This is a genomic window from Stenotrophomonas ginsengisoli (assembly GCF_001431485.1).
Classification (GTDB): Bacteria; Pseudomonadota; Gammaproteobacteria; order Xanthomonadales; family Xanthomonadaceae; genus Stenotrophomonas; species Stenotrophomonas ginsengisoli.
Genome location: NZ_LDJM01000007.1, coordinates 66,242 through 87,990 on the forward strand (window position 1 = coordinate 66,242; position 21,749 = coordinate 87,990).

Consider the following 21,749-nt stretch of genomic DNA (forward strand, 5'->3'; position numbering starts at 1 on the left):
AGTAGACAAAGTGGGCTAAAGGCGGGGACGCAGGCGCCGATATGGGAGTAGTGACTCTCCCGAGAACGGACATGACCCCTCGTCCCCTGATGCTACTCGCTGCCCCGCTGGCCTTTTCGCTGCTGTTGGTCCTGGCCCTGGCGCTGGATTTGCCCGCACCACTGCAATGGGCCTTGCTGCTGACCCAGATCGCCAGCTGGACCGCCTTTGCCTGGTGGCAGTTGCAGCAACGCGCCAGCAGCCCCCGCCAGAACAAGGATGGCAGTCGCGTACTGCGTGAGCAGGAACAGCTCCTGAGTGAACTGCGCGGCTATATCGGCAGCGAAGTCGAGGGTACCCGCGCCGAAGTCGAACGTGCCCGCGAGCTGATCCGCCAGGCCGTGGCCGGCTTGGGCAGCAGCTTTGATGCGATGAACCGCAAGTCACGCCAGCAGAGCCAGGCGGTCAGCCGCATCGTCGACCGTGCCGGCGAGGATGGCAGCAACGGCGTGGACGTGGCCCGCTTCGCCCAGCATGCCAGCCAGCGCATGGAACAGCTGGTGGAGGCACTGGAACAGGTCAGCGGCCAGAGCAATGTCACCGTGGCCCACATCGACCAGATGGCCCAGCACCTGGACGGCATCTTTGCCCTGCTGGAAGACGTGAAGTCCATCGCCGACCAGACCAACCTGCTGGCCCTGAACGCTGCCATCGAAGCGGCGCGTGCCGGTGAGGCGGGCCGCGGCTTCGCCGTGGTCGCCGACGAGGTGCGCAACCTGTCCGAGCGTTCGACCACCTTCAACGAACAGATCCGCAAGCTCGCCCACAGCTCCAAGGACGCCATTTCCAAGGTGCGCGAGACGGTCACCCAGATGGCCTCGCGTGACATGGACCGCTCACGCGAAGCCCGCCACGAAGCGGCCGCCATGCTCGACAGCGTGGCCGCAATCAACAACGCCCTGGGCGATGGCATGCGCGAGATCGCCGATTGCGGCCGCGCCATTGACGGCAGCGTCAGCGAGGCCGTGCGCTCACTGCAGTTCGAGGACATTGCCACCCAGGCCCTGGGCAGTGCCCATACCCACCTGGACCGCCTGCAGACCATCAACCAGGAAGCCTCCGAGCTGCAGGCCCTGCTGGCCAACAGCCAGGCCGGCGACAGCGAGCTGCTGGGCAACCTGCAACGCACCAGCCAGCGTCTGCGCGAGATGCGAAGCGACTGGGCGCGCCCGCCGCACAAGCCGGTGGCGCAGAAGGACATGGGCAGCGGAACGGTCGAGCTGTTCTAAAGCCAAGCGGCGTGTTGCTGAAGCCATCCAAACGGCCCGCCACGCAAATGCGTGGCGGGCCGTCGCGTTATGATGCCCGGGCCCATCATCATCACGCCCATGCCGAGCCATCCCGCCTCGCCACCGCGCCCACGTCTTTCCACCTCCCTGCGGGCCAGCCTGGCCACGCTTGCCGGCCTGTTGCTGGCCGCAGCACTGGTTGCCCTGCTGTCCATCGCCGCGCCCTCGCTGCGTGGCAGCGTCCTCGCTGCAGCAATGGCCCTGGCAGTGATCGGCCTGGCCTGGCTTGATGCACGCCGGCAGCAGCAGGCCGATGCGATGGCCTGCATGCAGCTGGATCACTTCCACTACGACGCCCGCCGGCAACGCCTGCATGTCGGCACGCTGGCCCGCCACTGGATGGGCAGCACGGCCTCGGCCCGCTGGACACTGCAACAGCTGCTGCCCGATGACAGCGATCAACGCCGGCAGTTGCATGACGCGCTGCTGTCGCCCGAGGCAGTGGACATCAAGCTGCGTCTGAGCGGCGCGGACGGCCGCCTGCGCACGCTGCAACTGCGCAGCCCCGCACAGGCCAAGCCGGCCTTGCGGCGCAGTGGCGCGATCCAGGACGTCAGCACAGCCGAACAGGCACAGGCCACTCTGGCCCAGTACCAGCGCGATATCAATGCGCTGGCCCACACCCTGCCCGATGCCCTGCTGATCGTGCACGACGGTGTGATCGCCTACCGCAACCCGGCCGCCGCCCAACTGCTCGGGCCGGACCCGGGCGATGGCCAGCCGCTGCACCAGCTCCTGCCCCAACTGCAGAATCCGCCACCAGCGCAGGCCCACAGCCTGCGCGTGCAGCTGGACAACGCCAGTGGCAGTGCCAGCCACGCCCTGGTCACCGTGGCCCCGTTCGTGCACGAGGGCGAGCCCAGCCATCTGATCCTGATCCGCGACATCACCCAGACCGAGCGCACCCGACGCCAGCTGCAGGCCAGCAACCAGGAACTGCAGGCCATGACGCAGCGGCTTTTCAGCGTGCAGGAGGACGAGCGCCGGGCCATCTCGCGCGACCTGCACGATGACATCGGCCAGGCCATCACCGCGATGAAGCTGGCCGCCCATGCCGCCATCGACGAGCCTGACCTGCAACGCCGCAACGAGGACCTGGGCCTGCTGCTGGAAATGGCCGACCAGACGGTGGGCCGCCTGCGCGACCTGTCCACCCTGCTGCGTCCGCCGCAGCTGGATGCACTGGGCCTGGAAGCCGCACTGAGCTGGCAGGTGCGCACCATCCTGCGCAACCGCCAGATCGATTACCAGGTCGATGTTCCGCCGCTGTCGCAGCGGCCGGCAGCGCTGTGCGAGCAGACCTGCTTCCGCATCGCCCAGGAAAGCCTGACCAACATCGTGCGCCACGCCCATGCCGGCAGCGTCAGCCTGAGCCTTGAGGAGCTGCCCGATGCCAGCATGCGCCTGTACATCAGCGATGATGGCGACGGCTTCGAACCCGACGGCCCGCGTGGTCTGGGCCTGGCGGTCATGCGCGAGCGCGCCCACGGCGTCGGCGGCCACCTGCACATCGACACCGCACCGGGTGCCGGCACCCGCATCACCTGCCACCTTCCCTTCCAGCCGGCAACCGCCAGCCAGCCAGGTCATCCTGCCGCATGAACAACGCCTCCCTGCTCACCGCCACCGAACAGGTCGAGCGCCTGGGCGCGGACAATCCCGCCCTTCGCGCCCTGGTCAACGATGCCTGCCAGGGCGGCACGCCGCTGATGCTGCTGCATCTGGACATCGACCATTTCGCCTCGGTCAACGAGAACATGAGCGACGCCATCGGCGACATGGCCCTGGCCCTGATCGCCCAGCGCCTGCGCAACCATCTGGGCCACCGCGGCCAGGTCTGGCGCCACGGCAGCGACGAGATGATCATCGCCATCCCGCGCACGCCGACCACCCCGGCACCGATGGTGCTGGCCGAGGAGCTGCGCCTGCAGCTGGAGCTGCCCCTGCCGGTGCTGCCCTACACCCTGTTCCTGTCCGGCAAGATCGGCGTGGCCCTGTGCCCGGAGCATGCCCGCAACACCTCCACCCTGCTGGACATGGCCGAGTCGGCCCTGATGGTGGCCGCGCGCGAAGGCGGCAACATCGTGCACCTGTACAACGACCACGGCAGCAGTGGCGCGCACCTGGAAAACACCATTGCCCGCCAGATCATCGACGCCATCCCCAACAACGAGCTGCGCCTGCGTTACCAGCCGCTGGTCAGTGCCCACGATGGCCGGGTGATCGGCATGGAGGCACTGCTGCGCTGGCAGTCACCGACTCTGGGCATGATGGTGCCCGAGCGTTTCATGCGCACCGCCGAGCGCCTGGGGGTGATCATCCAGATCGGCGCCTGGGTCATCGACGGCGCCCTGCACCAGGCCCGCCAGTGGCGCAACCAGGGCTTTGATGACTTCACCATTGCGGTCAACGTCTCCACCCTGCAGCTGCTGCGCCCCAGTTTCTACAACGAGGTGATCAGCGCCCTGCAGCTGGCCGGGGTGCCGCCGCAGACCCTGACCCTGGAAATCAACGAAAGCGCGCTGACCAACAACGTGGCCTTCGTCCACGAAACACTGACCAAGCTGCGCGCCGAAGGCATCAGCCTGAGCCTGGACAACTTCGGCACCGGCGACTCCAGCCTCAGCGCCCTGGTCCGCTATCCGGTGGACAAGCTCAAGATCGATCGCAGCTTCATCAAGACCGCCCCGGTGGGCAACCGCGAGGCGGCGATCAGCCGCACCATCATCGCCATGGGCCACCAGCTGGGCATGACGGTGATTGCCAACGGGGTGGAAAGCCAGGCCCAGCTCGGCTTTTTGCGCCGCAATGACTGCGATGTGTTCCAGGGCTACATGTTCGGCGAGCCGATGAGCGCCGATGCCGCCGGCATGACCCTGCGCCGGCGCTACCTGCGCCCGGATGCGTTTGCCGAAAACCGCCCCGACCGCACCCTGCTGCTGCTCGATGACGAGGAGAACGTGCTGCGTTCGCTGGTGCGCCTGTTCCGCCGCGACGGCTACCGCATCCTGGCCGCGGGCAACGTGCGCGATGCCTTCGACCTGCTGGCGGTCAACGATGTGCAGGTGATCCTGTCCGACCAGCGCATGAGCGACATGTCAGGCACCGAGTTCCTGGGCCGGGTGAAGATGCTCTATCCGGGCACCATCCGCCTGGTGCTGTCCGGCTACACCGACCTGAATACCGTCACCGAGGCGATCAACCGCGGCGCGATCTACCGCTTCCTGACCAAGCCGTGGAACGATGACGAACTGCGCGAGCACATCCGCCAGGCCTTCCGCACCCACGAGGAGCAGCGCCGCGCCAGCAGCTGAGGTGCTGCCGGCTGCGCGCCCTCAGGCCGGGATCAGGCCGCGCCGGTGGTGCTGGCCGGCTGGTTCACCGGCAGCCAGACGCGGAAGGTGGAACCCTCACCGACCGTGCTCTCCACGTCGATGCGGCCATGGTGCTTGTTGATGATCGAGTAGGAGATCGACAGGCCCAGGCCGGTACCACTGCCCACCGGCTTGGTGGTGAAGAACGGATCGAACACGCGCTTGAGCACGTCGGCGGCAATGCCGCTGCCGCTGTCGCGGAACTGGACCCAGACCATGTCACCGTCCTGGCCGGTGGAGACCACGATGCTGCCGCGCTCGCCGATCGCATGGCCGGCATTGAGCAGCAGGTTCATCCATACCTGGTTGAGTTCGGACGGCAGGCATTCGATCAACGGCAGCTCGGCATAGCGGCGCTCCAGGGTGACCTTGTACTTGAGCTCGTTCCAGATGATGTTGATGGTCGATTCCAGACCTGCATGCAGGTCGACCCGGCGCATCGAATCGCCGCGCCCGGAATAGGAGAAATCCTTCAGGTCGCGCACGATGCGGGTCACCCGCTCGATGCCTTCGCGCGACTCGGCCAGCAGCTGCGGCAGGTCCCGGGTGATGAAGTCGATGTCCAGGCGGCCACGGATCTCTTCGATTTCCGGCAGCATCTGCTTCGGATCCGGCGCATGCAGGGCACGCTCGTAGGCCTCGATCACGGTGAACAGGCTGCGCAGGTATTCCTGCAGGCTGCCCAGGTTGGAATGCACGTAACCGATCGGGTTGTTGATCTCGTGCGCCACGCCGGCAGCCAGCTGGCCGATGGAGGCCATCTTCTCGGACTGCAGCAGCTTTTCCTGGGTGCCGTTCAAACGCAGATAGGCCTGGCGCAGCTCGGCATGGCGCTGCAGCAACTGGCTCTGGTAATCCTCGTGGCCTTCGATCTCATGGACCAGGCCCAGGTACCAGGAGCGGCCGGCATGGGCGTGATGGGTCAGATGCGCATTGACCACGCGCTCGCCCACCGGCAAGGAACCATTCCAGCTGCCCGTGCTGCGGGCCAACTCGAGCATCTGCTTGTCCACGCCGAGCAGGTTGCCGTCGCCGGGCTGCAGCAGCTGCAGCATGTGCGCACTGGCCACCGCCACCGCACCGTCATCACGGAACAGGACCACGCCATCGCTGTTCTGTTCGGCCAGTGCCTTGAGCACCGGCAGCGGCGGCATGTCGATACGTGAATTCAGGTCAAGCTTGAGCATGGGCCGGCAATGTCGATAAAAACAGTGCCGCCATGATACCCGGCTTGACCGAGGTCACAGTAGATCAGGCCACCGCCAGCGAACGCGGCCGGATCACATGGCCGGTATGGCCATTGGCCCCGTAGGCCGGTGCCACCTCGCTGCGGCCCAGCTGGCGCAGGGCCAGGTTGACCTCGCGCCGGCGCCGGGCCAGCAGGCGGCCATTGGCCAGGTTGCGCTGGGCCAGCTCGCGCAGGCGCTCGGCATGCTCCAGCGGCGGCGCCTGTTCCAGCTCGCGCAGGGCCGCCAGCTTGTCGCGGGTGGCCTGCACCAGGGCAGTCACATCGTTGTGCACCAGCGCATGGCGTTCGCCTTCAAGCGCGGCAGCCAGACGGTGCAGGGGCTCTGTGGTCATGATCGATCATCCTGCCAGTTGGCGGTCAAATTCCAGCATCGCATTGGCGATGTTGCCGGCATCGATACGGTAGCTGCCGTCTTCCAGCGCGCGGCGTACCGCAGCGACCTTGCCTTCGTCGAAGGCGGGGCTGTCGCTGATCTGGCGTTGCAGGTTGAGCAGACTGGTGGCTTCACCGGTCAGGCGCAGACTATCCATGGCAGGTACGGACTCGGTTGGCGCGCTGGAACTGACCGGGGACCGGGTGGCTGCAGCAGCGGTGCGCAACAGCGGGGTAACCGGCAGGCCTCCATCGATCTTGTGGCTCATCGGGGGTTCCTGACTTGAGTGTTGACCGGGATATCGGCGGCAATCGGTACGACTTTAGGGTCAGCGCACCATCACCGTGCCATCGGCCTGGACCGTGCCGGTGACGGTGCGGCGGGTGGACAGGTTCTCCACCGCGACCGAGTCACCCAGGGCGCCGTCGCGCAGCGCGCGTGCCGCCACACGGATCTCCACACTACCACGCCGGGTCAGCAGTTCCACGTTCTGGCCACGGCGCACCAGCTGCTGCGCATGCAGGTCGTTGTGGGCCAGCAAGCTGCCGGCCTGCAGGTGTCGGCGGGCGATGCGGCCAATGGCCTGCTCCGGGGTCACCAACAGGGCCTGGGCCGCACCGGCAGTCTGCCGCGAGATACTGGCCAGGTCATCGGCAGACACGGCCTGCCCGGCCTGCACCGCGCGGGCCAGGACCAGCACCGTGCGTGTGTTGGCCGCCACCACCGGCACGAACACACGCCAGCCTGCCGACGCGCAGCTGACCTTGACCGTGGCCGCGGCCGTGACCTCGGCCTGCAGGGGCTGTGCGCAGCGGGCCAGGCGCAGGTTCGGGTCCACCGTGGCCTGCCCGCCCTGGCCCAGGTCCAGTGCGGCCACCGCGGCTGCGGCAATCCGCGGCACCGGCTCGAAATCGGTCGCCGTCGACGCAGCCGGCAGGCCAGTGGCCAGCAGCAACAACAGCAGGGAAAGGATGCGCAGGTTCATGGCACATCCGATGCAAGGCACATGCCAGCGATGGCACTCAAGTGCACGCCATTGCGGCCGATAGCCCCCACATGACACACGACCTGCTCAACCGCATTGACCAACGCACCCGCCTGGCCGGCCACAACCGGCTGGCCCTGCTGCTGTTCCGCCTGGGCGGGCGCCAGTTGTTTGGCGTCAACGTGTTCAAGGTGCAGGAAGTTTTGCGCCGCCCCACCCTGTTCCAGGTGCCGGGCCTGCCCAGCCAGTTTTCCGGCGTGGCCGATGTACGCGGGCGCTCGATCCCGGTACTGGACCTGGGCATGGCCATCGGCCATCCCGAGCGCCTGGAAAACGACGCCAATGCGCCCGGCTACCTGGTGGTGACCGAATTCAACCGCTCCCTGCAGGGCTTTCTGGTCAGTGGCGTGGAGCGCATCGTCAACATCGCCGTGGAGGACATCCATCCGCCACCGGAAACCGGCAGCGAGTCCAGCCACCTGACCGCAGTGACCCGCTTTGCCGACGAGCTGATCCAGGTGATCGACGTGGAAAGCGTGCTGGCCGACATCGCCCAGCTGCGCACCGACACCACCCTGGACCCGGCCTTGAGCCTGCCCGAAGGCTGCCCGCCCCTGCATGTGCTGGTGGTGGATGATTCGCGCGTGGCCCGCCAGCAGATCCGCTCGGTACTGGACCAGCTCGGGGTGCAGACCACCCTGCTCTCCGATGGCCGCCAGGCGCTGGACCACCTGCTGCAGATCCACGCCAGTGGCGAGGACCCGGGCCAGCGCTATGCGATGGTGATTTCCGACATCGAGATGCCGGCCATGGACGGTTACACCCTGACGACGGAAATCCGCCGCCACCCGGCCCTGTCCAGCCTGTACGTACTGCTGCACACCTCGCTGTCGGGCGTGTTCAACAACGCCATGATCGAACGCGTCGGCGCCAATGCCTTCGTGGCCAAGTACAGCCCGCACGAACTGGCCGAACACCTGCTGCTGCGCCTGAATGAAGTGGCCCACGCCCTGATGGCCGAGGCCTGAGCCCGGGCCGGCAACTCCCGCCGGGCTTCTGACGCCCGGCAGCAATCAGGCACTGGCACACATCTTGCCTTTCCGGTGACAACACCCATCGGAAGCGGCCGTGATGCCTGACCTGATCAAGAACCACCTTGGCCTGCATGCCCAGGCCCTGCCGCTGCGCGAGCAGCGCCTGAAGCTGATCGCCAGCAACCTGAGCAATGCCGACACGCCCGGCTACAAGGCCGTGGATCTGGACTTTGACTCTGCCCTGCGCCACGCCCAGGGCCAGCAGAGCAATCCGCTGGACACCACCAATGCCGTGCACTTCCCCACCGGCAATGACGGCCTGAATCCGTTCCAGGTGGTACGCGCCGGCCTGCAGCCCAACCTGGACGGCAATACCGTGGACGGTGACGTCGAACGCGCCGCCTATGGCCGCGCGGCGCTGGAATACCGCGCCTCGATGAGCTTTGTCGAATCCAAGGTGCGCGGCATGCTCACCGCGATCACGGGGCAATAAGCCATGAGCAACCTGCCCATTTTCGATATCGCCGGTTCGGCCCTGTCGGCGCAATCGGTGCGCATGAGCACCATCGCCTCCAACCTGGCCAATGCCGATTCGATCTCCGGCACCGCCGAAGGTGCCTACAAGGCACTGGAACCGGTGTTCCAGGCCGTGACCAGCCCGACCGACCGCAACGTCACCACCGTCCAGGTCAAGCAGATCCAGCAGAGCCAGGCCCCGCCGATCCAGCGCTACGAGCCGGATCATCCGATGGCTGACGGCAATGGCTATGTCTATGCCCCGGACATCGACCCGGTCGCGCAGATGGTCAACCTGATCTCCACCTCGCGCAATTACCAGGCCGGCGTGGAAGTACTCAACACCGCCAAGGACCTGACCCTGGCCACCTTGAACATGGGCCGCTGAGCATGAGCACGATCAATACCAATGCCGATTACTACAACGCCCTGGGCCTGGGCGCGGCCGCCGGCAGCGCGGTGGAGAAGAGCAAGAGTGATTCGCTGGGCCAGGCCGACTTCCTGCTGCTGATGACCACCCAGCTGCAGAACCAGGACCCGCTCAAGCCGATGGACAACGCCCAGATGGTGTCCCAGCTGGCACAGATGTCCACCGTGCAAGGCATCGAGACCCTCAACACCACGGTCAACGGCTTTTCCAACTCCCTGACCAACGACCAGATTCTCAAGGGTACCGCCCTGGTCGGCCACAGCGTGCTGGTGCCCTCCAACCAATGGGCGCTGGATAGCGACGGCACGGGTGCCAGTGGCCTGGTCGCCGCGCCGCAGGCCGGCAGCCTGGAGGTGACCATCACCGATGCCAACGGCGATGTGGTGCGCACCCTCAACAGCCAGACCAGCAGCGCCGGCGAACTGGCCTTCAACTGGGATGGCAACAATGACCAGGGCCAGGTCATGGCGGCAGGCAAATACACCCTGTCGGCCCGCTTCACCCCCAGCAACGGCACGGCCAGTGACATCCAGACCTACATCCAGGCGCCGGTGGAAAGCGTGACCATCGGCAGCGACGGCCTTTACCTGAACCTGAAAAACCTTGGCGCTGCTCCGCTGGAGCAGGTGCTGCGTGTCAGCTGATCCATCTCACCGCCCCATCCTTCGCGGAGTGCAGTCATGAGCTTCAACATCTCGCTGTCCGGCATCAACGCCGCCAGCACCGACCTGAGCGTCACCGCCAACAACATCGCCAACGTCAACACCACCGGCTTCAAGGAGTCGCGGGCCGAGTTTGCCAACATGTTCCAGGCCTCCAGCTACGGCCTGTCGCGCAATGCCGTCGGCGTTGGCGTGAAGACCTCCCAGGTGGCCCAGCAGTTCAGCCAGGGCTCGATCAACACCACCGGCCGCTCGCTGGACATGGCCATTTCCGGTGAGGGTTTCTTCACCCTGAACATGAACGGCTCGCGCGTGTATTCGCGCGCCGGCAACTTCCAGACCGATGCCCAGGGCTTTGTGGTCAATGCCCAGGGCGCGCGCCTGCAGGTGTTCGCCCCCAATACCAATGGCAACGGTTTTGATGTCGGCTCGATCGTGGACCTGAAGCTGACCGGCAGCGATGGCCCGCCCAAGGAAACCAGCAAGGTCGAACTGGCCTTCACCCTGCCGGCGCAGGCCCAGCAGCCGATCTCGACCCCGTTCGACCCGGCCAATACCAACTCCTACAACATGACCAGCGGCGGGGTCACCGTGTATGACTCGCTGGGCGTGAGCCACACCCAGACCTCCTACTTCGTCAAGACCGCCAACCCCAACGAGTGGAGCGTGCACAACTACGTCGATGGCGTGGCCGTGGGTGCTCCGACCACCCTGCAGTTCTCCAACACCGGCGCCCTGACCAGCCCGACCGACGGCCTGATCACCCTGGACCCGTACACCCCGACCAGCGGTGCCGGCGTGCTGGCCATGTCACTGGACGTCACCGGCTCGACCCAGTACGGCGAATCGTTTGCCCTGCGCAACACCGCCCAGGACGGCTATGCGGCCGGCAAGCTGGACGAGATCTCGGTATCGGAAACCGGTGTGGTGGTGGCCCGTTATTCCAACGGCGCCGACCTGCCGTTGGGCCAGCTGGCCCTGGCCAACTTCAACAACGCCCAGGGCCTGACCCCGTCCGGTGACAACGCCTGGGCCGAGTCGTTCACCTCCGGCACCGCGCGTGTCGGTGCCCCGGGCACCTCGGATTTCGGCCAGCTGCAGTCCGGCGCCCTGGAAGGCTCCACCGTGGACCTGACCGAACAGCTGGTCAACATGATCGTGGCCCAGCGCAACTTCCAGGCCTCGGCGCAGATGATCTCGACCATGGACCAGGCCACCCAGACCATCATCAACATGCGTTGATGGCCCAGCAGCCACTGACGCGGAGATCACCCCATGGACAAGTCCCTCTACGTTGCAATGACCGGCGCCCGCGCCTCGCTGCAGGCCCAGGCCACGGTCAGCCACAACCTGGCCAATGCCAACACCGCCGGCTTCAAGCAGGTGCTGGCCAACACCAGCCCCTTCCCGATCACCGGTGAAGGCTGGAACTCGCGAGTGGACACGATCTTCCACGACAGTGGCTTCAACCCGCGTGCCGGTTCCCAGCAGGTGACCGGCAACGCGCTGGATGTGTCGATGGGCGCCGGCAACTGGCTGGCCGTGCAGGGCAGTGACGGCAAGGAAGCCTATTCGCGCAACGGCTCGATGCAGCTGACCCCCAATGGCCAGCTGGTCACCAGCGACGGCCATCCGGTGCTGGATGTGCGCGGCCAACCGGTGGCCGTGCCCCCGTTCCAGGCCATCGAGATCGGCGCTGACGGCACCCTGTCCATCATCCCCCAGGGCGAAGGCCCGCAGACCCTGGCCGAAGTGGCCCAGCTGCGCGTGGTGTCTGCCGACAACGCCCGCCTGGTGCGCGGCCTGGACGGGCTGATGCGCAACACCACCCCGACCCAGCCGTTTGCCCAGGCCAGCGGCACCGCCCTGCACACCGGTGTGCTGGAAGGCTCCAACGTCGATGCCACCGGCGCCCTGGTGCAGATGATCAACCTGCAGCGCCAGTACGAAATGCAGGTCAAGGTGATCAAGCACGGCGATGAGAACGCGCAGTCCGCCAATAGTCTGTTGCGCTTGAACGGATAACCGTCACCGCGCCTGCCGGCAACAGAAAACCGACGCGCAAGCGTCGGTTTTTTTTGGCACGCCGCATGCATTGCTCCGGATGTAGGGCTGCCATGCGGCCCCCCTGTAGAGGAAGCAGACGATGAATCACGCATTGTGGGTCGCCAAGACCGGCCTGGACGCCCAGCAGACGCGCATGTCGGTGGTCTCCAACAACCTGGCCAACGCCAACACCACCGGTTTCAAGCGCGACCGCGCGGCTTTTGAAGACCTGCTCTACCAACAGGTGCGCCAGCCCGGCGGTGCCACTTCGGCACAGACCCAGCTGCCGACCGGCCTGCAACTGGGCACCGGTGTGCGCGTGGTCGCCACCTCCAAGCATTTTGACCAGGGCAGCCAGCAGCAGACCGGCCGCGCCCTGGACGTGATGGTCAACGGCCGCGGCTTCTTCGAAGTGATGATGCCCGACGGCACCAGCGCCTATACCCGCGACGGCAGCCTGCAGATCAATGCCCAGGGCGAGCTGGTGACCAATTCCGGCTACCCGGTGCAGCCGGGCATCCAGATTCCCGAAGGCGCGCAGACGGTGACCATCGGCAACGACGGCACGGTCAGCGTGCAGATGTCCGGCGAGGTGGCCTCGATGGAAGTGGGCATGCTCACCCTGACCGACTTCATCAACCCGGCAGGCCTGCAGGCCAAGGGCGAGAACCTGTACGTGGAAACCACCGCCTCCGGCCCGGCCCAGAACGGCACGCCCGGCCTGAACGGCCTGGGCAATGTGGTCCAGGGCGCGCTGGAGGGATCCAACGTCAACACCGTGGAAGAACTGGTGTCGATGATCGAGACCCAGCGCGCCTACGAAATGAACGCCAAGGCGATCTCCACCACCGACCAGATGCTCGGTTACCTCAACCAGAACGTCTGATCCTGACCGGTGAGCCCCATGAACCTGACCCTCTCCCGCACCCTGTTGAGCGCCGTGGCCCTGCTGCCGCTGGCCGCCTGCACCCTGGCCGGCGACGTGCGCGCCTACCCGGAGCTGGCACCGGTGCAGCCGGTGATCGCGCCGGCCCCGGTGGCCAGTGCCGGCGCCATCTATGCCGCCGGCGGCAATACCGGTGGCCTGCAGCTGTATGGCGACCGCCGGGCGCGCGAGGTCGGTGACCTGCTCACCATCGTGCTGCTGGAAAACACCACCGCCCAGGCCAATGCCACCACCTCGGTGAGCAAGGAATCGGACCTGTCCATCGGCAGCCCCAACCTGTTCGGCGCCCCGGTGACCCTGGGCGGCAAGGACATCCTGTCGGCCTCGGCCAACGGTTCGCGTGACTTCTCCGGCAGTGGCAACACCGCCCAGTCCAACCGCCTGGCCGGCAACCTCACCGTGCAGGTGGTGCAGCGCCTGCCCAACGGCAATCTGGTGGTCTCCGGGCAGAAGAACATCCGCCTGAACCAGGGCGACGAACTGGTCCAGGTGCAGGGCATCGTGCGCCCGGCCGACATCAGCCCGGACAACACCATTGCCTCGTCCAAGGTGGCCGAAGCCCGCATCGCCTACGGCGGCCGCGGCGCGGTGGCCCAATCCAACGCGATGAGCTGGCTGGGCCGCTTCTTCAACTCGGCCTTCGCCCCGTTCTGAAGGACATGACGATGACTCTCTCCCGTTTGCGCCTGCTCACCACCGCCGTCCTGCTCGGCCTGGCCTGCGCCGTACCCGGCGCCAGTGCCGAACGCATCAAGGACCTGGCTTCGATCGGTGGCGTGCGTGGCAACGCCCTGGTCGGCTATGGGCTGGTGGTGGGCCTGGACAACAGTGGTGACCGCACCAGCCAGGCCCAGTTCACCGTGCAGAGCCTGAAGAACATGCTCGGCGAACTGGGCGTGAACATTCCGGCCGGGGTCAACCCGCAGCTGAAGAACGTGGCCGCCGTGGCCATCCATGCCGAGCTGCCGCCGTTTGCCAAACCCGGCCAGACCATCGACATCACCGTCTCTTCGGTCGGCAATGCGGTCTCCCTGCGTGGCGGCTCACTGCTGATGGCCCCGCTCAAGGGCGCCGACGGCCAGGTCTATGCCATTGCCCAGGGCAACCTGGTGGTCGGTGGTTTCGGCGCCGAAGGTCGCGACGGTTCGCGGGTCTCGGTCAACATTCCCAGCGTGGGGCGCATTCCCAATGGCGCCACCGTCGAACGCGCCCTGCCGGACGTATTTGCCGGTGCCAACGAATTGACCGTGAACCTGCACAACAACGATTTCACCACCGTCTCGCGCATGGTCGCCGCGATCAATGCGCGCTTCGGCGACGGCATGGCGCGTGCGGTGGATGGTGGCAGCGTGGCCGTACGCAGCCCGCTGGACAGCGGTGCGCGCATCGCCCTGCTGGCCGAGCTGGAAAACATCGAGCTGACCGCCGGCAGCGCCCCGGCCAAGGTGGTGGTCAATGCCCGTACCGGCACGGTGATCATCGGCTCGCAGGTCACCGTGGGCGCGGCGGCCATCAGCCATGGCGCGCTGACCGTGTCGATCAGCGAGAACCTCAATGTCAGCCAGCCCGGCGCCTTTGGCGGCGGCAGCACCGTGGTCACCCCGCAGTCGGACATCAGCGTGCAGCAGGACGGCCACCACATGTTCAAGTTCGGCGGCGGCACCACGCTGGATGAGATCGTGCGCGCGGTCAACGCCGTCGGCGCTGCCCCGGGCGATCTGATCGCGATCCTGGAAGCCCTGCGCCAGGCCGGCGCCCTGCGTGCCGAGCTGGAGGTGATCTGATGGACATCCGCCCGCAAGCCCTGTCGCTGGCCAGCAACAACACGGCCAGCAGCCCGGACCGCATCGAACATGCCGCACGCCAGCTGGAATCGCAGTTTGCCCGGCTGATGATCAAGTCCATGCGCGATGCCAGCTTCGGTGACTCGCTGTTTCCCGGCGAAAACCAGCTGTTCCGCGACATGTATGACGAGCGTCTGGCCCAGACCCTGACCCAGGGCCGCGGGCTGGGCCTGCAGGCCAGCATTGCCCGTCAACTCGGCGGCCAGGCCGGCGGCAGCGAAGGCGCCGAGGCGCTCAACAGCCAGCCCGTGCAGCCCTCCCCGTTGCAGCGCCAACAGGCCCTGCGCGCCTACCAGTCACAACTGCCGGCCAGCCCGCGCATCGACCCGGTCGATGCCCAGGCCGCCCTGCTGGCACCGCTGTCGATGGCCATTGATGCGATGGACGGGCGCGAGACCGGCGCCCTGCACCAGCGCCTGGAGAGTGCACCGCTCAACGACAACCCGCTGGACCTGATTGCCCGCGCTGGCGGCGACTGGGCGCGCAGCAATGACCGCTGGGCCCCGCAGCCCGGCAGCGTCAATGCCAGTGACGCCCTGGCCGCGCGCCAGGCCGCCAGCCAGTTCGGCAGCAACAGCCCGGAAGCCTTCGTCGCCAAAATCTGGCCGCATGCGCGTCAGGCCGCTGACGCCCTGGGCGTGGACCCGCGCGCCCTGGTCGCCCAGGCCGCGCTGGAAACGGCCTGGGGCAAGCGCATGCCCAGCCATGGCGATGGCAGCAGCGCCAACAACCTGTTCGGGATCAAGGCCAGCGGCTGGAAGGGCCGCTCGGTCAGCACCGGCACCCATGAGTACGTGGCCGGTGTGCGCCGCAACGAGACGGCTGCCTTCCGCGCCTATGACTCGATCGGCGAGAGCTTCAACGACTACGTGCGCCTGCTCAAGAACAACGACCGCTATGCCGGCGCCCTGGCGGCCGGCACGGATGTTGCAGGGTTTGCACGGGGCCTGCAGCGCGGCGGTTATGCCACCGACCCGCAGTACGCCAACAAGATCGCCGCCATTGCCGATGGCAGCACCGTGACCCGCGCCCTGGCCGCCATTGACCGCGCCCAGATGCAATTGAATCCGGCCAGTTCGCTGGCCATGAACCGCTGAGCCCTCCATTGCCATGACCAGCGTCCTGAACACCAGCTCCAGTGCCCTGCTCGCCTTCCAGCGAGCACTGAGCACGGTCAGCCACAACGTGGCCAACATCAATACCGAGGGCTACAGCCGGCAGAGCACCGAGCTTTCCTCGGCCACGCCGCAGAAATACGGCTTCGGCTATCTGGGCAACGGCACCACGGTGGCCGATGTGCGCCGGGTGGCCGACCAGCTGGCCATCACCCGCCTGATCGGCAGCAATGCCGAGGTCGCCCACTTGCAGACGCTGTCCGGCCTGTCTGACCGCGTGGACAGCCTGATGTCGGACAGCACCACCAACCTGGAAGGGCGTTGGTCGGCGTTCTACAACGCACTGAGCGGCCTGTCCAGCGAGTCGGCCTCCACCGCCCAGCGGCAAAACACCCTGGACGAGGCCACCGCCCTGGCCGGGCGCTTCGGCCGCCTCAACGGCCAGATGGATGCGCTCAACCAGGAAGTGAACAACGGCCTGATCGCCGCGGCCAGCGAGATCAACCGCCTGTCCGGCGAGATCGCCCAGCTCAACCGCCAGATCGGCGCCAACCCGGCCAAGGCCTCGCCGGACCTGCTCGACCGCCGTGACACCCTGGCCAACCAGCTGGTGTCCTATACCGGGGGCAGCATCAACCTGCAGGACGGCGGGGTGATGAATGTCTTCACCGCCGGTGGCACCGCCCTGGTGGTCGGCCCGACCGCCGCACGGGTGGAGGTCATCGCTGACAGCTTCCAGCCCGAGCGCCTGCAGCTGGCCCTGGTCAGCAGCAACCTGACCGTGGACCTGAGCAACAGTGGCCTGGGTGGCAGTGTCGGTGGCCTGCTCGACTTCCGTCGCGATGTACTTGATCCGGCCCAGGCCGAACTGGGCCGCATTGCCCTGGGCCTGGCCCAGTCGCTCAATGCCCAGCAGGCCGCCGGTGTGGACCTGTACGGCGAGCGCGGCCAGGACCTGTTCACCATCGGCAGCCCGCAGGTACTGGCGGCCGGCAGCAACAGCGGCAGCGCCAGTGTGCAGATCGACAGTCTGGATCTGGCCAAGCTGGATGGCAGCAACATCAAGCTGACCTTCAACGGCACCGCCTGGCAGGCGACCAAGCTGTCCAACGGCGAGGCAGTGGCCATGACCGGCAGCGGCACCGCCGCCGATCCGTTCGTGGTCAATGGCATGAGCGTTCAGCTAAGCGGTGCTGCCGCCGCCAATGACAGCTTCCTGCTCAAGCCGGCCGCCGGCCTGGCCGGCTCGCTGCAGGTGGCCATCTCCGACCCGGCACGCATCGCTGCGGCCAGCGCCGTGCAGGGCAGCGCCAGCCTGGCCAATACCGGCTCGGGCCGGATGAACGCGGTCCAGGTGATCGATGCCAGCCAGCCCAACCTGACCAACGCCTCGGTGATCAGCTTCACCAGCGCCAGCCAGTACACCATCGATGGTGCCGGCCCCTACCCCTACACCCCGGGCAGCACCATCAGTGCCAACGGCTGGCAGTTCAGCCTGGACGGTGCGCCCAACCCGGGTGACAGCTTCAACGTCAGCCCCACCGGCGCCGGCTCCAGCGACAACGGCAATGCCAACCTGCTGGCCGCCACCGAGGACCTGCGCCTGTTTGCCAACGGCACCCAGAGCCTGACCGACGTGATGGCCGGCCTGACCACCCGGGTCGGCTCGGCCGCCCGTGGCGCGGAGTATTCGCTGGAGGCAGCCACCGTGCTGCAGCAGCAGGCACAGAGTGCGCGTGATTCGATTTCCGGGGTCAACCTGGACGAGGAAGCGGCGCAGATGCTCAAGCTGCAGCAGGCCTACCAGGCGGCCTCGCAGATGGTCTCCACCGCCGACACCATGTTCCAAACCATCCTGGGAGCCGTATCGCGATGAGCACCCGCATCTCCACCAACATGGTCTACAACGCCTCGCTGCATTCGATGCTGGGCAAGCAGGCCAGCCTGAACAAGCTGCAGCAGCAGATGGCCACCGGGCAGAAGCTGGTCAGCGCCAAGGACGACCCGGTCGCGGCCGGCACCGCGGTCAAGCTGGACCGCTCGCTGTCGGCCCTGAGCCAGTACGCGGCCAATGCCGACCGGGTCGAGAACCGCCTCGGTCTGCAGGAAAACGCGATGACCGAGTTCGGCGAACTGATGGCCCAGGTCAACGACCTGACCATCCAGGCCAACAATCCGGTGCTCTCCGACGCCGACCTGAAATCCATTGCCAGCCAGCTGCGTGCCATCGGCGACCAGCTGCTGGCCGTGGCCAACAGCACCGATGGTGCCGGACGTTACCTGTTCGGCGGCACCAGCGATGGCAGCGCGCCGTTCTCGCGCACCGGCAACACCGTCACCTACAACGGCGACCAGACCCAGCGCCGGGTCGAGGTGGCGCCGGACACCTTCGTCAGCGATGCCCTGGCCGGCAGCGAGGTCTTCATGCGCATCCCCACCGGCAACGGCACCCTCAGCGCCCAGCCGGCTGCCGGCAACAGCGGCACCCTGGTGATCAACGACTACGCCACCGACGCCAACGGCGGCTGGGACGGCACCGCCTACAGCCTGCACTTTTCCAGCGCCACCGATTACGAAATCCGCGACAGCAGCAATACCGCCATTGCCACCGGCACCTATACCGCCGGCGATGACATCCACTTCGCCGGCCTGCGGGTGCAGTTGCTGGGCACCCCGGCCGCCGGTGACAGCATCCAGGTCCAACCGGCGCCCAGCCGCGACGTGTTCGCCACCCTGGACGCCCTGGCCACGGTGTTGGAGACCGGTGCCAGCACGGAGGCACAGGTCGCCGCACGCAGCAACGCCTTGCAGGCCGGCATGCGTGATGTGGCCCGCGCCCGCGAAGTCAGCATCGATGCACGCGCCGCCGGTGGCGCCCAGCTGGCCGCACTGGACAGTGCCGGCAGCCTGCGCGATGCCGACCAGGTCACCATCGAAACCACCCTTTCCAACCTGCGCGACCTCGACTACGCCGAGGCCGTCAGCCGCTACACGCTGGAAAGCACCGCCCTGCAGGCGGCGCAGACCGTGTTCACCCAGATGCAGTCGATGAGTCTGTTCAACGCCCTGCGCTGAGCCCCTCTCACCGCCGTTTTTCCCATCAGTTCCCCTTTCAATTTCATTTACGCAGACGGAGAAAACCCATGGCCCAGGTCATCAACACCAACGTGATGTCGCTCAACGCCCAGCGCAACCTGAACACCTCCAGCGCCAGCCTGTCGACCTCGATCCAGCGCCTGTCCTCGGGCCTGCGCATCAACAGCGCCAAGGACGATGCTGCCGGCCTGGCCATCTCCGAGCGCTTCACCACCCAGATCCGCGGCCTGGACGTGGCCGTGCGCAACGCCAATGACGGCATCTCCCTGGCCCAGACCGCCGAAGGCGCCATGGTCGAGGTCTCCAACAACCTGCAGCGCATCCGCGAACTGGCCGTGCAGGCCTCCAACGCCACCAATTCGGACTCTGACCGCAAGGCCCTGCAGGCCGAAGTGGACCAGCTGGTCAACGAAATCGACCGCGTCGCCCGCCAGACCAACTTCAACGGCACCTCGCTGCTGGATGGCTCCTTCTCCGGTGCCCTGTTCCAGGTCGGCGCCGATGCCGGCCAGACCATTGCCGTGAACAACATCGCCAATGCGCGCAAGGACGCCCTGGGCGGTGCCAAGTTCGATACCGGCACGGTCAACGTTCCGGCCGCTGCCGCCGGCGAAGGCCTGAAGGTCAGCGGCATGACCATCACCGGCAACGACGGCAACGCCATCACCATCGCCGATGTCGAGGTGCCGGCAGGTGCCAGCGATGCGGACACGCAGAAGGCAGCCACCGCCGCCCTGGCCGTGACGATCAACGACAAGATGGACATGACCGGCGTCTACGCCAAGGTCAACACCGCCGGCACCGGCATCGAGCTGGCCTCCATCCGCGACAACACCACCAACTCGATCGCCGTGACCGACGGCACCTGGACGGCTTCTGCCGGTGGCACCGTGGCCGCACCGACCGCCGCTGCGGTCACCGCCGCCACCACCACCGAGTATGTCGCCGGCCTGGACGTGTCCTCCTTCCTGGGCTCGCAGCAGGTGCTGAGCGTGATCGACAACGCCCTGACCGAGGTCAACTCCTCGCGTGCGGACATGGGTGCGATCCAGAACCGCTTCTCCTCCACCATCGCCAACCTGTCCACCACCTCCGAAAACCTGTCGGCCTCGCGCTCGCGCATCCGCGACACCGATTACGCCAAGGAAACCGCCGAGCTGACCCGCACCCAGATCCTGCAGCAGGCAGGCACCGCCATGCTGGCCCAGGCCAACAGCGCGCCGCAGAGCGTGATGACCCTGCTGCAGCAGTAAGGTCTGCCACCGTCCCCCGGCCGCCCTGGCCGGGGGAGGGACAAAATTTTCGTGAAAACGGTGTAAAGACCGGCGTGAAGGCGCCGTTATTGACTCTGAGCAGCGGCAGGACGTGATGTCAGGCACTGCGATCAGACCCGGCCACGGTGGCGCGGGAACCATTGCACGAGAAGAAGAACCATGTCCCAGGTCATCAATACCAACGTCATGTCGCTGAATGCCCAGCGCAACCTGAACACCTCCAGCGCCAGCCTGTCGACCTCGATCCAGCGCCTGTCCTCGGGCCTGCGCATCAACAGCGCCAAGGACGATGCCGCCGGCCTGGCCATCTCCGAGCGTTTCACCACCCAGATCCGCGGCCTGGACGTGGCCACCCGCAATGCCAATGACGGCATCTCCCTGGCCCAGACCGCCGAAGGCGCGATGGTGGAAATCTCCAACAACCTGCAGCGCGTGCGCGAGCTGTCGGTGCAGTCGGCCAACGCCACCAACTCGCAGTCCGACCGTGACGCCCTGCAGGCCGAAGTGGACCAGCTGGTCAGCGAAATCGACCGCGTGGCCCGCCAGACCAACTTCAACGGCACCAACCTGCTGGACGGTTCGTTCTCCGGCGCCCTGTTCCAGATCGGCGCTGACGCCGGCCAGACCATCGGCATCAACTCCATCCTGGACGCCAATGCCGCCTCGCTCGGCGGCGCACGCTTTGACAGCAACAAGCTGGCCATCACCGCCCCGGCCGATGCCAACACCGCTGGCGAGATCAAGGGCCTGAAGATCAACGATGTCACCATTGGCGACATCAAGGTCGACGCTTCGGGCACCACCGCTGCCGACACCCAGACCAGCCTGATCAGCAAGACCATCCTGGCCATCAACGACAAGATGGACCAGACCGGCGTGTATGCCGAAGTCGGTGCAACCGGCGAGATCAAGCTGACCTCGATCAAGGCCAGCGAAACCGACGCCGGCGTGTTCAAGGCAATGACGGCCAGCGCCACCTCGGGCATGGGCGCCTACACCGCCACCGCTGCCGCCGCCGCACCGGCCAAGTCCTTCGTCTCGGACCTGGACATCAGCTCGGTGGTCGGTTCGCAGCAGGCCCTGTCCATCGCCGACAAGGCCCTGAGCAGCGTCAACTCGGCCCGCGCCGACATGGGTGCGATCCAGAACCGCTTCTCCTCCACCATCGCCAACCTGTCCACCACCAGCGAAAACCTGTCGGCATCTCGCTCGCGCATCCGCGACACCGATTACGCCAAGGAAACCGCCGAGCTGACCCGCACCCAGATCCTGCAGCAGGCAGGCACCTCGATGCTGGCCCAGGCCAACAGCTCCACCCAGAACGTGCTCAGCCTGCTGGGCTGATCGCTGCCTGGCGCGACAGCGCGTCTTGCCCATCACACCGCTTCGGGTGATGGACGGCACGCCGAAAAGGCCCCGCATTGCGGGGCTTTTTTGACCGCTCGTCGCAAAAAGCCAGATTCAGCAAAGTTCCTCT

The 21,749-nt window shown here is 66.7% G+C and carries 21 protein-coding genes; 17 read left to right on the plus strand and 4 right to left on the minus strand.

Going from position 1 to position 21,749, the window contains the following annotated elements; all coding sequences use genetic code 11:
* The first annotated feature begins 71 nt into the window (after nt 1–71).
* The 3 genes from ABB30_RS02365 to ABB30_RS02375 all read left to right on the plus strand — a co-directional run bounded on the left by ABB30_RS02365 (nt 72) and on the right by ABB30_RS02375 (nt 4,642).
* The gene (locus ABB30_RS02365) at nt 72–1,268 is read left to right on the plus strand and encodes a methyl-accepting chemotaxis protein (protein ID WP_057636703.1); all 1,197 of its coding nucleotides are present in this window, start codon (nt 72–74) and stop codon (nt 1,266–1,268) included.
* Between the two features lie 99 nt (nt 1,269–1,367).
* On the plus strand, nt 1,368–2,930 hold the full coding sequence (locus ABB30_RS02370; RefSeq protein WP_057636704.1) for a sensor histidine kinase: 1,563 nt from the start codon (nt 1,368–1,370) through the stop codon (nt 2,928–2,930).
* Nucleotides 2,927–4,642, plus strand: a complete 1,716-nt coding sequence (locus tag ABB30_RS02375) for an EAL domain-containing protein (RefSeq protein ID WP_057636705.1) — start codon at nt 2,927–2,929, stop codon at nt 4,640–4,642. Before ABB30_RS02370 ends, ABB30_RS02375 begins: the two co-directional genes overlap by 4 nt.
* A gap of 32 nt (nt 4,643–4,674) precedes the next feature.
* Here ABB30_RS02375 and ABB30_RS02380 read toward each other — a convergent pair whose 3' ends face one another.
* From ABB30_RS02380 to flgA, 4 genes are all read right to left on the minus strand, one after another.
* Complete coding sequence (locus ABB30_RS02380; RefSeq protein ID WP_057636706.1) at nt 4,675–5,889, minus strand: ATP-binding protein; 1,215 nt, start codon at nt 5,887–5,889, stop codon at nt 4,675–4,677.
* Between the two features lie 64 nt (nt 5,890–5,953).
* Nucleotides 5,954–6,283: a flagella protein gene (locus ABB30_RS02385; protein WP_057636707.1), complete on the minus strand. Its 330-nt coding sequence runs from the start codon at nt 6,281–6,283 to the stop codon at nt 5,954–5,956.
* A 6-nt stretch (nt 6,284–6,289) separates the two neighbouring features.
* The gene (gene flgM, locus ABB30_RS02390; protein ID WP_057636708.1) at nt 6,290–6,592 is read right to left on the minus strand and encodes a flagellar biosynthesis anti-sigma factor FlgM; all 303 of its coding nucleotides are present in this window, start codon (nt 6,590–6,592) and stop codon (nt 6,290–6,292) included.
* Nucleotides 6,593–6,652: 60 nt separating this feature from the next.
* On the minus strand, nt 6,653–7,309 hold the full coding sequence (gene flgA / locus ABB30_RS02395) for a flagellar basal body P-ring formation chaperone FlgA (protein ID WP_057636709.1): 657 nt from the start codon (nt 7,307–7,309) through the stop codon (nt 6,653–6,655).
* Between the two features lie 71 nt (nt 7,310–7,380).
* Between flgA and ABB30_RS02400 the strand changes: the two genes are divergently transcribed.
* From ABB30_RS02400 to ABB30_RS02465, 14 genes are all read left to right on the plus strand, one after another.
* Nucleotides 7,381–8,337, plus strand: a complete 957-nt coding sequence (locus ABB30_RS02400) for a chemotaxis protein (protein ID WP_057636710.1) — start codon at nt 7,381–7,383, stop codon at nt 8,335–8,337.
* 103 nt (nt 8,338–8,440) lie between these two features.
* On the plus strand, nt 8,441–8,836 hold the full coding sequence (gene flgB, locus ABB30_RS02405; RefSeq protein ID WP_057636711.1) for a flagellar basal body rod protein FlgB: 396 nt from the start codon (nt 8,441–8,443) through the stop codon (nt 8,834–8,836).
* Between the two features lie 3 nt (nt 8,837–8,839).
* Nucleotides 8,840–9,247 (plus strand): flagellar basal body rod protein FlgC, encoded by a 408-nt coding sequence (gene flgC / locus ABB30_RS02410; protein ID WP_057636712.1) that lies wholly within the window; start codon nt 8,840–8,842, stop codon nt 9,245–9,247.
* 2 nt (nt 9,248–9,249) lie between these two features.
* Nucleotides 9,250–9,933: a flagellar hook capping FlgD N-terminal domain-containing protein gene (locus ABB30_RS02415; RefSeq protein WP_057636713.1), complete on the plus strand. Its 684-nt coding sequence runs from the start codon at nt 9,250–9,252 to the stop codon at nt 9,931–9,933.
* Nucleotides 9,934–9,969: 36 nt separating this feature from the next.
* A complete protein-coding gene (gene flgE, locus ABB30_RS02420; RefSeq protein WP_057636714.1) occupies nt 9,970–11,193 on the plus strand; it encodes a flagellar hook protein FlgE in 1,224 nt (407 codons plus the stop codon).
* 33 nt (nt 11,194–11,226) lie between these two features.
* Nucleotides 11,227–11,976 carry a flagellar basal body rod protein FlgF gene (locus ABB30_RS02425; RefSeq protein ID WP_057636715.1) on the plus strand — a complete coding sequence of 250 codons (750 nt, stop codon included), beginning with the start codon at nt 11,227–11,229 and terminating at the stop codon, nt 11,974–11,976.
* Between the two features lie 121 nt (nt 11,977–12,097).
* The gene (gene flgG / locus ABB30_RS02430) at nt 12,098–12,883 is read left to right on the plus strand and encodes a flagellar basal-body rod protein FlgG (RefSeq protein WP_057636716.1); all 786 of its coding nucleotides are present in this window, start codon (nt 12,098–12,100) and stop codon (nt 12,881–12,883) included.
* An 18-nt stretch (nt 12,884–12,901) separates the two neighbouring features.
* Nucleotides 12,902–13,597 carry a flagellar basal body L-ring protein FlgH gene (flgH, locus tag ABB30_RS02435; protein WP_057636717.1) on the plus strand — a complete coding sequence of 232 codons (696 nt, stop codon included), beginning with the start codon at nt 12,902–12,904 and terminating at the stop codon, nt 13,595–13,597.
* A gap of 11 nt (nt 13,598–13,608) precedes the next feature.
* On the plus strand, nt 13,609–14,727 hold the full coding sequence (locus ABB30_RS02440) for a flagellar basal body P-ring protein FlgI (protein WP_083489633.1): 1,119 nt from the start codon (nt 13,609–13,611) through the stop codon (nt 14,725–14,727).
* Entirely contained in the window at nt 14,727–15,884 is a 1,158-nt protein-coding gene (gene flgJ, locus ABB30_RS02445) for a flagellar assembly peptidoglycan hydrolase FlgJ (RefSeq protein WP_057636719.1), read from the plus strand. Before ABB30_RS02440 ends, flgJ begins: the two co-directional genes overlap by 1 nt.
* Nucleotides 15,885–15,897: 13 nt before the next feature.
* Nucleotides 15,898–17,778 (plus strand): flagellar hook-associated protein FlgK, encoded by a 1,881-nt coding sequence (flgK, locus tag ABB30_RS02450; protein WP_057636720.1) that lies wholly within the window; start codon nt 15,898–15,900, stop codon nt 17,776–17,778.
* Nucleotides 17,775–18,977: a flagellar hook-associated protein FlgL gene (gene flgL / locus ABB30_RS02455; protein WP_057636721.1), complete on the plus strand. Its 1,203-nt coding sequence runs from the start codon at nt 17,775–17,777 to the stop codon at nt 18,975–18,977. The genes flgK and flgL overlap by 4 nt, the downstream gene beginning before the upstream one ends.
* Nucleotides 18,978–19,045: 68 nt before the next feature.
* Nucleotides 19,046–20,251: a flagellin gene (locus ABB30_RS02460; RefSeq protein ID WP_057636722.1), complete on the plus strand. Its 1,206-nt coding sequence runs from the start codon at nt 19,046–19,048 to the stop codon at nt 20,249–20,251.
* A 180-nt stretch (nt 20,252–20,431) separates the two neighbouring features.
* A complete protein-coding gene (locus ABB30_RS02465; protein WP_057636723.1) occupies nt 20,432–21,616 on the plus strand; it encodes a flagellin in 1,185 nt (394 codons plus the stop codon).
* The last annotated feature ends 133 nt before the right edge of the window (nt 21,617–21,749 follow it).